This window comes from Mycobacterium sp. D16R24, from assembly GCF_002013385.1.
Taxonomy (GTDB): domain Bacteria; phylum Actinomycetota; class Actinomycetes; order Mycobacteriales; family Mycobacteriaceae; genus Mycobacterium.
Genome location: NZ_MAEV01000022.1, coordinates 72,279 through 86,416, shown reverse-complemented (window position 1 = coordinate 86,416; position 14,138 = coordinate 72,279). Strand labels below are relative to the sequence as shown.

Annotated in this window: 15 protein-coding genes and 2 riboswitches; of the genes, 9 read left to right on the top strand and 6 right to left on the bottom strand. The window is 64.6% G+C overall.

The genetic code is table 11. The features are described 5' to 3' along the window. Positions 1-24 precede the first annotated feature (24 nt). Together B4383_RS19285 and B4383_RS26390 are read left to right on the top strand one after the other, a co-directional pair. Positions 25-894, top strand: coding sequence for an A/G-specific adenine glycosylase (locus B4383_RS19285; protein ID WP_139360897.1), 870 nt, complete (start codon positions 25-27; stop codon positions 892-894). Then, positions 891-1,805 (top strand): hypothetical protein, encoded by a 915-nt coding sequence (locus B4383_RS26390; RefSeq protein ID WP_139360892.1) that lies wholly within the window; start codon positions 891-893, stop codon positions 1,803-1,805. Before B4383_RS19285 ends, B4383_RS26390 begins: the two co-directional genes overlap by 4 nt. Here B4383_RS26390 and B4383_RS19275 read toward each other — a convergent pair. Further along, positions 1,802-2,758: a helix-turn-helix domain-containing protein gene (locus B4383_RS19275; RefSeq protein ID WP_078292597.1), complete on the bottom strand. Its 957-nt coding sequence runs from the start codon at positions 2,756-2,758 to the stop codon at positions 1,802-1,804. The two genes, B4383_RS26390 and B4383_RS19275, sit on opposite strands and share 4 nt — an antisense overlap. A 71-nt stretch (positions 2,759-2,829) precedes the next feature. Here B4383_RS19275 and B4383_RS19270 point away from each other — a divergent pair, with 71 nt between their 5' ends. Beyond that, positions 2,830-3,033 carry a hypothetical protein gene (locus B4383_RS19270; protein WP_078292596.1) on the top strand — a complete coding sequence of 68 codons (204 nt, stop codon included), beginning with the start codon at positions 2,830-2,832 and terminating at the stop codon, positions 3,031-3,033. Positions 3,034-3,037: 4 nt separating this feature from the next. Here B4383_RS19270 and B4383_RS19265 read toward each other — a convergent pair whose 3' ends face one another. After that, on the bottom strand, positions 3,038-3,820 hold the full coding sequence (locus B4383_RS19265) for an alpha/beta hydrolase (RefSeq protein ID WP_078292640.1): 783 nt from the start codon (positions 3,818-3,820) through the stop codon (positions 3,038-3,040). 65 nt (positions 3,821-3,885) lie between these two features. On the opposite strand from B4383_RS19265, the gene mhuD reads away from it, so the two are divergent. Next, positions 3,886-4,203, top strand: a complete 318-nt coding sequence (gene mhuD, locus B4383_RS19260; RefSeq protein ID WP_046252406.1) for a mycobilin-forming heme oxygenase MhuD — start codon at positions 3,886-3,888, stop codon at positions 4,201-4,203. Between the two features lie 23 nt (positions 4,204-4,226). Continuing rightward, positions 4,227-5,540: a serine hydrolase gene (locus tag B4383_RS19255; RefSeq protein ID WP_078292595.1), complete on the top strand. Its 1,314-nt coding sequence runs from the start codon at positions 4,227-4,229 to the stop codon at positions 5,538-5,540. 96 nt (positions 5,541-5,636) lie between these two features. Here the strand turns inward: B4383_RS19255 and B4383_RS19250 are convergent, their stop codons facing one another. Both B4383_RS19250 and B4383_RS19245 read right to left on the bottom strand, forming a co-directional pair. Further along, positions 5,637-6,431, bottom strand: coding sequence for a CbtA family protein (locus B4383_RS19250; protein WP_078292594.1), 795 nt, complete (start codon positions 6,429-6,431; stop codon positions 5,637-5,639). Positions 6,432-6,446: 15 nt separating this feature from the next. Next, positions 6,447-6,653: a CbtB-domain containing protein gene (locus tag B4383_RS19245; protein ID WP_078292593.1), complete on the bottom strand. Its 207-nt coding sequence runs from the start codon at positions 6,651-6,653 to the stop codon at positions 6,447-6,449. Positions 6,654-6,681: 28 nt separating this feature from the next. After that, a riboswitch (cobalamin riboswitch) is annotated at positions 6,682-6,806 on the bottom strand. 5 nt (positions 6,807-6,811) lie between these two features. Continuing rightward, a riboswitch (cobalamin riboswitch) is annotated at positions 6,812-7,037 on the top strand. 104 nt (positions 7,038-7,141) lie between these two features. On the opposite strand from B4383_RS19245, the gene B4383_RS19240 reads away from it, so the two are divergent. From B4383_RS19240 to B4383_RS19225, 4 genes are read left to right on the top strand one after another with little or no spacing between them, the layout of a single operon-like run. Next, on the top strand, positions 7,142-8,194 hold the full coding sequence (locus tag B4383_RS19240; RefSeq protein ID WP_078292592.1) for an iron ABC transporter permease: 1,053 nt from the start codon (positions 7,142-7,144) through the stop codon (positions 8,192-8,194). Then, positions 8,194-8,979 (top strand): ABC transporter ATP-binding protein, encoded by a 786-nt coding sequence (locus B4383_RS19235; protein WP_078292591.1) that lies wholly within the window; start codon positions 8,194-8,196, stop codon positions 8,977-8,979. The genes B4383_RS19240 and B4383_RS19235 overlap by 1 nt, the downstream gene beginning before the upstream one ends. After that, the gene (locus B4383_RS19230; protein ID WP_078292590.1) at positions 8,976-9,968 is read left to right on the top strand and encodes an ABC transporter substrate-binding protein; all 993 of its coding nucleotides are present in this window, start codon (positions 8,976-8,978) and stop codon (positions 9,966-9,968) included. Before B4383_RS19235 ends, B4383_RS19230 begins: the two co-directional genes overlap by 4 nt. Positions 9,969-10,000: 32 nt before the next feature. Beyond that, positions 10,001-10,867, top strand: a complete 867-nt coding sequence (locus B4383_RS19225; RefSeq protein WP_078292589.1) for an LLM class flavin-dependent oxidoreductase — start codon at positions 10,001-10,003, stop codon at positions 10,865-10,867. 40 nt (positions 10,868-10,907) lie between these two features. On the opposite strand, the gene B4383_RS19220 is transcribed toward B4383_RS19225, so the two are convergent. Further along, positions 10,908-11,378: a DUF2231 domain-containing protein gene (locus tag B4383_RS19220; RefSeq protein WP_078292588.1), complete on the bottom strand. Its 471-nt coding sequence runs from the start codon at positions 11,376-11,378 to the stop codon at positions 10,908-10,910. A gap of 111 nt (positions 11,379-11,489) precedes the next feature. Beyond that, positions 11,490-14,024, bottom strand: coding sequence for an ATP-dependent protease ATP-binding subunit ClpC (gene clpC1, locus B4383_RS19215; protein ID WP_078292587.1), 2,535 nt, complete (start codon positions 14,022-14,024; stop codon positions 11,490-11,492). Positions 14,025-14,138: the final 114 nt, after the last annotated feature.

Below are 14,138 nucleotides of genomic sequence, written 5' to 3'. Positions count from 1 at the left end.
CCGTCATTGTGCCCTGACGAACTTTTGGACTGGTTTGATGTTGCCGAGCGGGACCTACCGTGGCGTCACCCTGAGGCGACACCGTGGCACATCCTCATCAGCGAGGTGATGCTCCAGCAGACCCCGGTGTCCAGGGTAGAGCCGGTGTGGCGGGAATGGGTGGCACGTTGGCCGGTGCCGTCGGCGATGGCGAAAACGTCTGTGGCAGAGGCGCTACGGGCATGGGGAAAGCTCGGTTATCCACGCCGCGCCGTGCGGTTGCATGAGTGCGCGACCGTGCTGGCCCGCGACTATGGCGATCAGGTACCCGACGATGTGGAGACACTACTGACGCTTCCTGGCGTGGGCGCGTACACGGCGCGCGCCATTGCCTGCTTCGGGTACGGGCAGCGGGTTCCCGTGGTGGACACCAATGTTCGCCGGGTGATCGCACGGGTGGTGCACGGTGTCGCGGACTCGACGCCCTCGGCACGGGACTTGCGGGACGCCGAGGCACTGCTGCCCGTCGACAACGGGGCACGGTTCTCTGCGGCGCTGATGGAGTTGGGCGCCCTGGTATGCACCGCCCGCGCGCCGCAGTGCCCACTGTGTCCGCTCAGTTCTTGCGGGTGGCACGAGGCGGGACACCCCGAATTGGTCACACCGGTGCGGACAGTGCAGAAGTATGCCGGCACCGATCGCCAGGTACGTGGGCGACTGTTGGATGTGTTGCGCGGCAGCAGCATTCCCGTAACGCGGGCACAGCTCGACGTGGTGTGGCTCTCCGACATCGCCCAACGCGACCGCGCGTTGGATTCACTGTTGGTCGATGGATTGGTGGAGCAGACCACTGACGGGCGCTTCGCGCTGGCCGGCGAGGGCCAGATCCCTGCGGCGGGGTGCAAAGCTCCATGAGACTGCAACGCCATCCGGATATGCCAGACGACTACCGGAAACTACTTAGCAAGTACGGTCCGGCAACACTCGCGGGTGTCCTGAGACTGCTGGCACCCGATGGCCCACCAGGATTCAACATGGCGACGGAGACAATCCGGTATCCCCAGCCTCACCCCGAAGCCACACTGTGGGGGATATTCGACACTGGCGAAACATGCTGGTGGTTCCCCATTCGCGAACACCGCAGATGGTTCGTGGTGATCGTCGGCCATGGGAAGCAACAGTTGAACGTTAGCCCGACTGAATTCTTGCTTAGGTGGAATAACGGAGAGCTAGACCTACCGGTGCTGTCCTTCCCTCCCGTACGCCGCGGATGGAGCATGACCCCTGCCTGCGAGAAGGTCACCCTGCCTGCAGTCATCGAAATCGGCAATCGAGATCCTTTGGCGCAGTTGGAATCCCTGATCGGTCCACCGCAGCCACGCACTCACGATTGGCACGAGATCGAGGGCAAACTCGGGTTTGGGTTGCCCACCGACTACAAACGCCTCCACGACGCGTATGGGCGTGTACACCTCAACGGAATCTTCGTCTCCGCGCCCGATGAGGTGTGGCATCTTCACGATATGCACGCATCGGTCCTAGACGATGCATTCGAATGGAGGAGACCAACGGGGCCGGGCGGAATGTTGCTGTGCGCCACCACCGAAGGCCGATCCACGGTGGTCTGGGACACTGCCAACGACGATCCAGACGCCTGGCCGCTCATCGTCGACGACGGCTACGGACGAATGCCTGGGACGCTCACCGAGCTACTCGTCGGTGAGCTCACCGATACCGGACCTGGTCTCACGTCCTTCGAGCTTGGCGATCCCGGCGAATGGGCATGGCCAATCTGGGGCCCAGACCCGCCATGGTGGTCCCGCTAGCCGACAGCCACCGCGAAGGTCTTGCGGTAATCGGTGGGGGTGATGCCGACGCCACGGCGGAAGTGATGGCGCAGCAGGATCGCGGTGCCAAAACCGCTGTGCGCCGCCACGGTATCGATATCGAGATCCGTCTCTTCGAGCAATCGCCGGGCGAGCAGGACCCGCTGGTCGATGATCCAGCGCATCGGCGTCACACCGGTCTGATCGGTGAACTTGCGGGCGAATGTGCGGGTCGACATGTGCACGCGTGCAGCAAGATCGGCCACCGTATGCGTCTGGTCGATGTTTTCGATCAACCAATCGAAAAGGCCGCCAAAGCCGTTGGTATCCACATCGGGCACTGGCTGTGGGATGAACTGACGCTGACCACCCGCACGCTGCGGCGGCACCACCATGCGTCGCGCGATCTTGTTGGTGATTTCGCTGCCCAGCTCGCGTCGCACCAGATGCAGGCAGGCATCGATGCCCGCGGCCGTCCCCGCGCTGGTGATCAGGTCGCCGTCGTCGACAAACAACACGTCACGATCGACGGTCGCCGTCGGGTACCTACGGGCCAGCTCGTCGGTGTACATCCAGTGCGTAGTGCAGCGGCGACCGTCCAGCAGCCCTGCCGCTCCCGCGATGAAGACACCCGAGCAGACGGTAAGCACCGTGGCTCCGCGGTCTGCCGCCGCACGCAGCGCTTCCAGGGCCTCCGGCGGATAACCATGCGTAAAGGGGCGGGCAGGAACCGCCACCAGATCGGCGTCGGCGAGCCCCTCGAGTCCGCGATCCGGGATGATCGACGCTCCCACCGTCGTACGCAGTGGGACACCGGCCTCGACCCCGCAGACGCGGAAATCGAAATTCGGAACGCCGTCTCGGGCGCGGTCAATGCCGAAGACCTCGCAGATCACCCCGAACTCGAAAACGGCAACCTGATCGAGGACCAGGGCCGCCACCGAACGCAACATGGCTGAATATTATCGAAGATCGTCAATACTGCCACTGTTGGCGTGATATTGACCAGCACACAATTATTGCCATGACCATCTTCGCCGCCATCCTCGTCCTCATATCCCCATTCGCCCTGGCGGTAGCACTGAGCTGGATCGCCCGCCGAAACAAGACCTTTCGCATCCACCTCGATCAGTTCCGGGTCGCGGCGCCCCTCGGCGGAACCTTCGCCGATGACCGCGACCTACAACGGCAGCTGCACGAAATGGAAGTAATCCACTCTCGGCGCTAGCGGACTACCGGACTCGGTGCGCGGCGATGAATTCCGTGAGCGCGGACCGGTACCGTTCGGGAGCGTCGTCGTGAATCAGGTGCCCCGCCCCTTCAATCTTCAAATAAGTTGTCTTCCAGCCTATCTCAGCCATCTGGCGCATCTGCCCGGCAGGCGCCACCGTGACTGACGCCTCCAGCAGTAGCGATGGACAACGCACTCCCCGCCACTGGTCCCAGAATTCACGGACGCCCCATTCCGCGGCGGTGGATATCCACTTGTCGATCGGGCCATGCAATCGCCAGCCCTCGGGTACTCGGTCAAACGCTTCCAGAAAGTACTGTCCCGCAACAGGTCCGAACCTACTGGTGACATCCGTGGCGGACGTGAAGACTTCTGGCCAGGAGTACAGCCAGGGTTCCCAGGGGCCCGTGGTTCCGCCGACGAAATCGGGGGCCATGTCCTCCACCACCAGGGCCGACACCAGCTCCGGATGCTCCGCCGCCAGACACCACGAATGCAGTCCACCCATGGAGTGACCAACGAGGAAGGCCGGACCGCCAAGGGCACCCACCGCATTCGCGAGGGCCTCGACATAGCGCTCTGTCGAAATCGGTTGGGAATCAACGACGTCATGTCCGCGATGCCACGGCGCGTCATAGGTGTACACCCGGCCCAGCTCCCGCAGCCAGGGCAACTGCCGTGACCACGTGTTTCCACGGCCCATCAGACCGTGCACAAGGACGATGGACGGCGCCCCCGAGTCTTCCGGCAGACCGCCTTGGTCGAACAGGCGGCCTGGGTCCATGTCTGTCATCATCGCCCCAATCATCGCCCCGAATCATGCGGGAGCCCGCACGGTAGCCTGAACCCATGTCCGTGGTGAAGATCAACGCAATCGAGATCCCCGAGGGTGCAGGTCCGGAGCTGGAGAAGCGGTTCGCTCACCGCGCCGGAGCAGTCGAGAACCAGCCAGGATTCCTGGGCTTTCAGCTGCTGCGCCCCGTCAAGGGAGAAGACCGCTACTTCGTGGTCACCCAGTGGGAGTCCGAAGAGGCCTTTCAGGCCTGGGCCACCGGTCCGGCAGTCGAAGCACATGCCGGCCAGCAGGCCAAGCCCGTGGCGAAGGGTGCCCACCTGCTGGAGTTCGAGGTTGTGCTCGACGTGACCGGGGCCGCCGCCAAGGCGTGAATAGGAGTTTGCTGCGCGCGCGCATGACGCGCGCCGTCTCGGTATGCACGGTGGCAGTGGTGGCCTTATCGGTGGGCAGCACAGCGGGGTGTGGCATCAAGCTGCGGCAGGTGCCGCACGGCGACGTGGATACCAGCACGCCTCCGGGCCTGCGCTCACAACAGCTGATCGACATGTTGAACTCCAACTGGCCGATCGGTAAGCAGGGCGTGGCGACGCTCGCCGCCGCCAACAAGGTCGACGACTACACCGAGATCATGACCAAGCTGTGGGTCGACCGCCCATACAAGGTGAGCTCCGTGGACCTGGCGGCCAATAGCTCCACCGTCCACCTGATCGCGCCTTATGGCGCCAATGTGGATATCGGGCTGCGCACCAACAACAAGGGGGATGTCGACAGGCTGGTTCCGTATCAGCAGCCCCCCACCATCGCCGACTGGTCCGACGTCGACACCGTGCTGTCAGCATCGGGCGGCCGCTACTCCTACCGGGCGTCCAAGATCGTCAACGGTCAATGCGAGCAGGTCGCCGGAACCAATACCTCCGAACCCATGCCGCTGGCTTCGGTTTTCAAGCTCTACGTGCTGTTGGCCACCGGTACCGCCATCAATGCGGGCACCCTCACCTGGGATGACCAACTCACCGTCACCGATCGCGGCAAGGCGCTCGGAAGCTCGATGGACAAGCTCCCCACGGGCTCCACGGTGTCGGTGCGCACCGCCGCCCAGAAGATGATCTCGGTGAGCGACAACATGGGTACAGACATGCTGATCAACCGCCTCGGTCGGCAGGCGATAGAAAAGGCCCTTGCCGACGGCGGGCACCATGACCCGGCATCGATGACCCCCTTCCCCACCATGCATGAGCTGTTCAACATCGGGTGGGGAATACCCGACGTCCGCCAGCAATGGAAGGACGCCACGACACCGGCCCAGCGCGGGCAGATGCTCTCCGAAGCCGACACCCACGACTACAAGCTGGATCCGGACCGGACCACCACGCCCGCATCGAAATTCGGCATCGAGTGGTACGGCAGCGCCGAAGACATCTGCCGGGTCCACGCGGCACTGCAGAAGGTCGCCGTCGGCCCGGCGGCTCCGATTCGCGGCATCCTGTCAGCAGAACCCGGTATCGATCTGCACAGCGAGAACTGGCGTTACATCGGCGCTAAGGGTGGCAACCTGCCCGGCGACCTGACATTCAGCTGGTACGCCGAGGATCGCAACCGCCAGCCGTATGTCGTGAGTTTCCAGCTGAATTGGGATCGCGCATTCGGCCCCGGTGCGGCCGGATGGGTCATCGGCCTGGCCAAGGGCGTCTTCAAGAAGCTGGGATGAGCGCCCGCGCGAAGACCGTCACACCCCGATGAGCGCCCGCGCGAAGACCGTCACACCCCGATAAGCGCCCGCGCGAAGACCGTCACATGCGGCTAGCTAGCCGGTGACGGACGTCTCCGCATTGACGGGCCTACGCCCGATAACCGTCGCGAACCCGAGACCGATCGTCGCCCACATAATCGCCTGCGTAGTGAACGAGTACAGCCGGAACAGATACAGATCGTGCGCCGGGAAGCCCGGATAGACGATCTTCCCGTCGGCATCGAGCAGCGGTTGCGGCGCCTCGACAAATCCCGGTGTCACAGCCATGACGAGTCCGACCAGCACGATGAACACGGCGGCGGCAACAAGAGTGGCCGTCCAGGTACCGACCCGCTCGGAGAGCTTTCGACCCACCCACAGCGCCACTGCCAACGCGATCGCGGCGACAAGGATCATCAGCACGAAGTACCCGGTGCGCTCCTTGATGGTGCCCTCGGCGCTCGCCGCAGGCGGGTTAGCCGGGAGCTTCAGGAACGGCACCACATACAGCACCAGAAACAGCCCGCCCGCAACGGCGAGCGCCTGCGCGCGCGGGCTCAGATTGCCGACCCGGCCGATCGCCACCACGTACGTCACCGCGAACAGCGCGCCCATCGCGATTCCGAATCCGATGACACCGAGCGCCAGGCCCGCATTGGCCTGTGCGAAGCGACTGAACAGCTCCGCGCCCTCGTGATGGGCGTGGATACCGGCGGCCTCGTCGAGCACGCCCTGCGCCTCGCCTCTGCCCTCCTCATAGGCGATCGCCCTGTTGATGACGGGCTCCACAAAGATCCATCCGAAGATGAAGGACAGCAGGCCACCCAGTGCGCCGAAACCTAAGCCGCGCAGAATTATTGACTTTTCCATGTATTCGGCCCGCTGCTAGTGGCAGGGGAAGCCGAGCAGGTGGCGGGCGTCATGCACGAACTCGTGAACGTGCATGTCGCTGCCGAAGATCGACACCGCACCCTGGTCGATGCCGATGAAGTAATAGGCGAGCAGCCCCAGGAGGGTGGTCACGCTCAACCACAGCGCGGCCTGGGGAATCGACACCGCAACCGGATGGCTGGCGGACGTTGTGTGTGCCATGTTGCTCCTTTTCGGGATACCGCGTCCCGATCTGTTCTTGTCGACGGCGGGGTCTGACTCTCACAGTGGCGCGACCGTCCTGGGATTACACCAGGTTCCCGTCCTGTCGAAGGACGAGTTGAGCTTAGTCGACGCGGCTGGGCTGCGCGTTCGAGTGATAGTTTTGGCCCCGCATTGGTTTCTCCGAGAGCGCCAGGGAAGTGCTCCCGGAGATCGCAAGAGGGAATCCGGCGTGAATCCGGAACTGCCCCGCAGCGGTATGTGGAAACGACAGCGGCACCAAAGAGCACTGGGCCAAGGCCCGGGAAGCAGCCGCCAGTAGGTGAGGCCCGCAAGGCCTCGTGTCCACGAGTCCGAAGACCTGCCAACGCGGCCGCACCACCCGGTGCGGTCATTCGCCAGTGCCGAGGGATCGCCTGGTGGGTAGTGCCTGACTTGGCGTATCCGTCATGCCCCGCTGTCGGCGACCCGACGACGCAGGAAGACCGATGCCCGCAGCACAACACGAGCGGCCGGTGGTCCTCGCGGCGGCCGGTGGCCTGGTGGCACTGGTACTGCTTTCGGTCGGTGGGCTCGCGTTCGGTACTGCCGACGTGCCCTGGCGCGACTGTCTGCACTTCCTCTGGGTCGGCGCCACGGGCGGGTCCGTTCGGGCCGCCGACGCGGCGAACTACCGGATCGTCATCGAGTCCCGGCTGCCTCGGGTGATTCTCGCGATCCTTGTCGGCGCCGGACTGGCGGTGGTGGGCGTTCTCGTGCAGGCGATGGTCCGCAATGCCCTGGCCGATCCGTACGTTCTCGGCATCTCGTCGGGGGCCTCGGTGGGCGCCACTGCAGTGGTGGTCTATGGGGTGCTCGGCACCTTTGGCGCCTACGCGCTGTCACTTTCCGCGTCCCTCGGCGCCCTCGCCGCGACCGCACTCGTGTACCAAATCGCTCGTACACCACAGGGTTTGGTGCCGCTGCGACTTGTTCTGGTGGGCACCGCAGTGGGCTACGGACTGTCCGCGGTGACGACCGTACTGGTGTTCTTGGCGCCGAACGGCGAAGCGGCGCGCAGCGTCATGTTCTGGCTGCTCGGCAGCCTGGGGGCGTCGTCCTGGGACAAGGTTCCGGTGGCGCTCGCGGCGACCGTGATCGGGTTCGTCTGCGTCGCGGGGCTGGCCCGCCAACTCAACGCCCTGTCCATGGGCGACGAGGTGAGCGCGTCGCTGGGCCTGCACGCCGGGCGATTCCGGGTGGCACTGTTCGTGCTGTCAGCCGCCATGACCGGATGTTTTGTCTCCATCTGCGGAGCCATCGGGTTCGTGGGACTGGTCATTCCGCACGCGGCACGGCTGCTGGTCGGCGCGGACCACCGCCGAGTCTTGATCGTGGCTCCGGTACTGGGCGCGTGCTTCCTCGTCGCCGCCGATCTCGTTGCAAGGACCATGATTCCGCCCCAGGAGCTTCCGCTGGGCGCGATCACCGCAGCCGTCGGAGTACCGGCCTTCGTCGGATTGATACGCCGGCGCGCGATGTCTGCGGGGGCTGTCGGCTGATGGACGTCACCTACCGAAGCGTGTCGGTCGACATCGCGGGCAACCGGATCGTCTCCAGCATCGACATGCAGGTCGCGCCCGGGGGGTTCGTGGGAATCGTCGGCCCCAACGGCAGCGGCAAGTCGACAACCCTGCGCTGCCTGTACCGCGCGCTCACTCCCACCACCGGCGACGTAGCGGTCAGCGGCGTGTCAGTACGGGCCATCAGCATGCGGGAGAACGCCCGTCAGGTGGCGGCGCTGACTCAGGACATGTCCTTGGATTTTGATTTCACGGCCGCAGAAGTGGTCGCCACCGGCCGGCTGCCGCACGGCACATCCCTGCGCAGCACCTCGGAACAGGACCGGCGCATCTGCGCGGAGGCGACCGAGACTGCGGATGTGACAGCGCTGGCCGACCGCACGTTCAGTTCCCTCTCGGGCGGGGAACGCCAACGGGTTCTCATCGCTCGCGCCCTCGCACAGCAACCGCGTGTCTTGGTGCTGGACGAGCCCACCAATCATCTGGATGTCCGCCATCAGTATTCGATACTCAGCTCGGCACAGATGCTGGGCATCACGATCATCGCCGCTCTGCACGACCTCAACCTCGCGGCACAGTATTGCGACACGATCCACGTCATGGCAGAGGGGCGCATCGTGCTCTCGGGCCCACCGCACGAGGTCATCACTGCCGAATCCATCGGCCAGTGGTTCGGCATCTGCTGTCATGTCATCGCACACCCACGAAGCGGTGTTCCGCAGATCATCTTCGACGCTCAGCCCGAAAGACAGGAGAAGGAATGAAGGCACTCATCGGCGTGACGGTGGCGGTGTCGCTGCTATCAGGGAGCTGCGCGACCATCGAGGCACAGAGCCCCGGAACGGAGCGGGTGTCCGTCGACAATTGCGGTGCACCGCTTGATGTTCCGGTCCCAGTTACCCGAGCCGTCAGCAATGACACCGGGGTAGCCGAGCTGATGTTCGCACTCGGCCTACAGGACCGGATGGCCGGCTATTTCATGGACGCCGGACAAGATCGGGACATCAAAACCTCGCCGTGGAAGGCGCAGTTCGAGTCCACCACCAACCTGGGGCAGGGATTCACCCGTGAGGCAGTGCAAGCCGCGCGTCCCGATCTCGTGTTCGCGGGGTGGAGCTACGGATTCAACGAGACCTCCGGGCTGACCCCGGATTGGGTGCGGTCCATCGGGGCCGTGCCCTATCAGCTGACCGAGGCGTGCCGTCAGCCCGGAACGGTCCGGCGCGGTATCAAGCCTCCCCTTGACGCGCTCTACGAGGATCTGGCCAACCTGGGGGCCATCTTCGGGGTTCAGGACCGCGCAACGGAGTTGATCACCACGTACCGCAGGACCGTCGAGACCGTGCAGTCACGTCTGCCGCAGGGCAAGCCGACCGCACGTGTCTTCCTGTACGACAGCGGCGAGGCCGAACCGTTCACCTCCGGCAAGAACGCCGCACCCCAACAGATCATCGAGAAGGCCGGGGGCCGCAACGTCTTCTCAGATCTCGACGACAGCTGGACCACCAGCGCGTGGGAGACGGCCGCCCAGCGCGATCCCCAGGTGATCATCATCTGCGATTACGGGGTGGGCCCCAACAACACGGCCAACGCAAAGATCAACCTGCTCAAGGCACAGCCACTGATGAAGCACACCCAGGCGGTCCGCGACGGGAACTTCATCGTGCTGCCCTACGCCGCCCTCGTCGAGGGACCGCGCAATCCGGATGCCATCGTCACCCTGGCGAACTATCTGCGCGACAAGGGATTTTGAGCACGGTCGGCCGTCGGCCATAGGCTGATGGCATGAGTTCCCACATCTCCCTCGGCCTCATGGTGCCGCCCTCCCTTCCGCCGGAACGGCTGCTCGAGATCGCACGGGCGGCCGATTCCGCCGGACTCGATCATCTGTGGGTGTGCGAGGACTGTTTTGCCACCACGTCGATCGCGTATGCCTCCCTGGCCCTTGCTGCTACCCAGCGGATCAGTGTGGGTACCGGTTTCCTCTCGGCACCGGTACGCAATGTCGTCACGGCGGCAATGGACTACAGCATCCTGGCCCGGAACTTTCCCGGCAGGGTCCTGCCGGGAATCGGGCACGGCTGGCAGCCTCATATGGCGCAAATCGGAGCCAAGGTCGACTCGCCCCTGACCCTGCTCCAGGAGCACGTGACCGCGCTGCGGGATCTGTTGGCAGGCAAGGAAGTCAGTGCCAACGGACGGTATGTGCGGCTGGGCGGGGTCCGACTGGACTGGCCACCCGCCGAACCACTGCCCATCATGATCGGCGCGAACGGACCCCGCTCGCTGCGACTAGCCGGCCGCCTGGGCGATGGCACCTTGCTAACCAGCATGGTTCCCGCCGATACCGTCGCCGCGCACTGTGCTCTGATTGAGCCCGGCCCCGATCACCGGATCTTCCTGAGCCGCACCATCAGTATCGGCCCCGGTGCCGCCCAACTCATCGCGAACGACCCCGGTCACTATCCCGGGATCTCCTTCGACGCTTCGGCGAGCATCGGCGGAGATGCCGCCGAGGTCGCTGGGAAGCTCCACGCGCTACGAGATCTCGGCGTCACGGATTTCATCGCATCCCCGACCGGAAACGAACCCGATCTCATCGGATACATCCACAGCCTGGGGCAAGAAGTACGGCCCCTGCTGCAGTCGTGAGCTCGCGCGCAAACCACCAGCACGACAAGAGTTTCTGATCCTAGCCGCCGTCACCGGTCAGTTCCGTGCCCCAGACCGCTCTGGCACCGGAATCCCCGATCCGGATGACGCCGACGATGGACACGACCCCGAGAATCAGCACCAACACGGCAACGGTCAGGTGCGGCCCTAGCCGGGCCGGTGACAGGCCGAGCCGATGGGCGACCGCCAGTACGACCGCGCCCAGCACCAACGCGCTGGAGAACACCAGCATCCAGTCGCCACGCTCGGCGTGCGTCAACAGGGCCGCACTAGGGCTCTTCTCACGATCGAACAGCCACTCGCCAGCCGAGGTGGTCAGCGGGGTGAGTATCAGCGTCACCGCCGCCAGCCCGGCAACCAGCCACACCAGCCGCGACCGAATAGCGACGGAAACCCCACACAGGATCTCCAGAATCGCAGTCAACGGCGCGAGCACGACAACGAAATGCACCAATAGCACGTGTGCAGGCAACCCGCTGATCGTGTCCACGCGGGCGACACTACTGCCGCACTATGTTCCTCGCCCGGAAACGCCGATCCCGGTGCGCACAAAGCCCCGAGTGCGAGCTGTGATGCTCGTACTCGGGGCTTTGTGGGTTGTCTACTCCGAGGCGGAGGCTGCCAGGTCGGCGGCCGGCTCCTCACCGGTGACCAGCGCGGGCTTCGGACGGCCGACGAACGTGAACTTCGCGTCCTCGCCGGCCCCTTCGCCGTCCCAGCCCTCGACATCGACCGTGATCAGCTCGCCGGCACCGATCTCGTTGAAGAGAATCTTCTCCGAGAGGGTGTCCTCGATCTCGCGCTGGATGGTCCGGCGCAGCGGCCGCGCACCCAGCACCGGGTCGAACCCGCGCTTGGCGAGCAGCGACTTGGCCTTGTCGGTGAGCTCCATCGCCATGTCCTTGACCTTGAGCTGCTTGCCCACCCGCCCGATCATCAGATCGACCATCTCGATGATCTGCTGCTGAGTCAGCTGCTCGAAGACGATGATGTCATCGATGCGGTTCAGGAACTCGGGCCGGAAATGCTTCTTGAGCTCGTCGTTGACCTTCTGCTTCATCCGCTCGTAGTTGGAGCCGCCGCCACCCTCGGAGAAGCCGAGGCCCACGGCCTTCGAGATATCCGAAGTGCCCAAGTTCGAGGTGAAGATCAGCACCGTGTTCTTGAAATCGACCGTGCGACCCTGACCGTCGGTGAGACGACCATCCTCGAGCACCTGCAACAGAGTGTTGTAGATCTCCTGGTGAGCCTTCTCGATCTCGTCGAACAACACGACGCTGAACGGCTTGCGACGCACCTTCTCGGTGAGCTGACCGCCCTCCTCGTATCCGACGTATCCCGGAGGAGCGCCGAAAAGCCTTGACGCGGTGAAGCGGTCGTGGAACTCGCCCATGTCGATCTGGATGAGCGCATCGTCGTCGCCGAACAGGAAGTTGGCCAGCGCCTTGGACAGCTCCGTCTTACCGACACCCGACGGCCCGGCGAAGATGAACGAACCCGAGGGACGCCGTGGGTCCTTCAGACCGGCACGGGTGCGGCGGATCGCTTTGGAGACCGCCTTGACGGCGTCCTCCTGTCCAATGATCCGCTTGTGCAGTTCCTCTTCCATGCGCAGCAGCCGAGTGGTTTCTTCCTCGGTCAGCTTGAACACGGGGATACCGGTCCAGTTGCCCAGCACCTCAGCGATCTGCTCATCGTCAACCTCAGCGACCACGTCCAGATCACCTGAACGCCACTGCTTTTCACGATCTGCTCGCTGAGCGACCAGCTGCTTCTCGGAGTCGCGCAGGCGCGCCGCCTTCTCGAAGTCCTGAGCGTCGATGGCCGATTCCTTCTCCCGGCGCGCATCGGCGATCTTCTCGTCGAACTCGCGCAGGTCTGGCGGAGCGGTCATCCGGCGGATGCGCATGCGGGCGCCCGCCTCATCGATCAGGTCGATCGCCTTGTCCGGCAAGAACCGGTCGTTGATGTACCGGTCGGCCAGGGTGGCCGCCGCAACCAGTGCTCCGTCGGTGATGGACACCCGGTGGTGCGCCTCGTAGCGGTCACGCAGACCCTTGAGGATCTCGATGGTGTGCGCGACGGTCGGCTCGCCCACCTGCACCGGCTGGAAACGGCGCTCCAGGGCGGCGTCCTTCTCGATGTACTTGCGGTACTCGTCGAGAGTGGTCGCACCGATGGTCTGCAGCTCGCCACGGGCCAGCTTGGGCTTGAGGATGGAGGCCGCGTCGATAGCGCCCTCGGCCGCGCCCGCACCAACCAGCGTGTGCAGCTCGTCGATGAACAGGATGATGTCGCCGCGGGTGTTGATCTCCTTGAGCACCTTCTTGAGGCGTTCCTCGAAGTCACCGCGGTAGCGGCTGCCGGCCACCAGGGACCCGAGGTCCAGGGTGTACAGCTGCTTGTTCTTGAGGGTCTCGGGCACCTCGCCGTGCACGATGGCCTGCGCCAGGCCCTCAACGACGGCAGTCTTGCCGACACCGGGCTCACCGATCAGCACCGGGTTGTTCTTGGTGCGGCGGCTCAGCACCTGCATGACCCGCTCGATTTCCTTCTCGCGACCGATGACCGGGTCGAGCTTGCCTTCCATGGCGGCAGCGGTCAGGTTGCGCCCGAACTGGTCGAGGACCAGCGAGGTCGACGGGGTACCGGCCTCACCACCACGGCCTCCGGTACCGGATTCGGTGGTCTCCTTGCCCTGGTAGCCGCTCAGCAGCTGAATGACCTGCTGGCGCACCCGGGTCAGTTCGGCACCCAGCTTGACGAGCACCTGCGCCGCGACGCCTTCACCCTCGCGGATGAGGCCCAGCAGAATGTGCTCGGTGCCGATGTAGTTGTGGCCGAGCTGCAGCGCCTCGCGCAGGCTCAGCTCCAGCACCTTCTTGGCGCGAGGAGTGAAGGGGATGTGCCCAGACGGTGCCTGCTGCCCCTGGCCGATGATCTCCTCGACCTGGCTGCGCACCCCTTCCAGGGAAATGCCCAGCGACTCCAGCGACTTGGCGGCAACGCCCTCGCCTTCGTGAATCAGACCCAGCAGGATGTGCTCGGTGCCGATGTAGTTGTGGTTGAGCATGCGGGCCTCTTCTTGGGCCAGCACAACCACCCGCCTTGCTCGGTCAGTGAATCTCTCGAACATCGGTCTCCCTCGCTTCCTCGTCCGGCCTTTGCGCAAGCGGTTCAACGTGCCGCTCGGGGCTCCCCCCAAACGGCTCATCTCCGCTGGCACTAGGACCTAATCGCCACTCTAGTG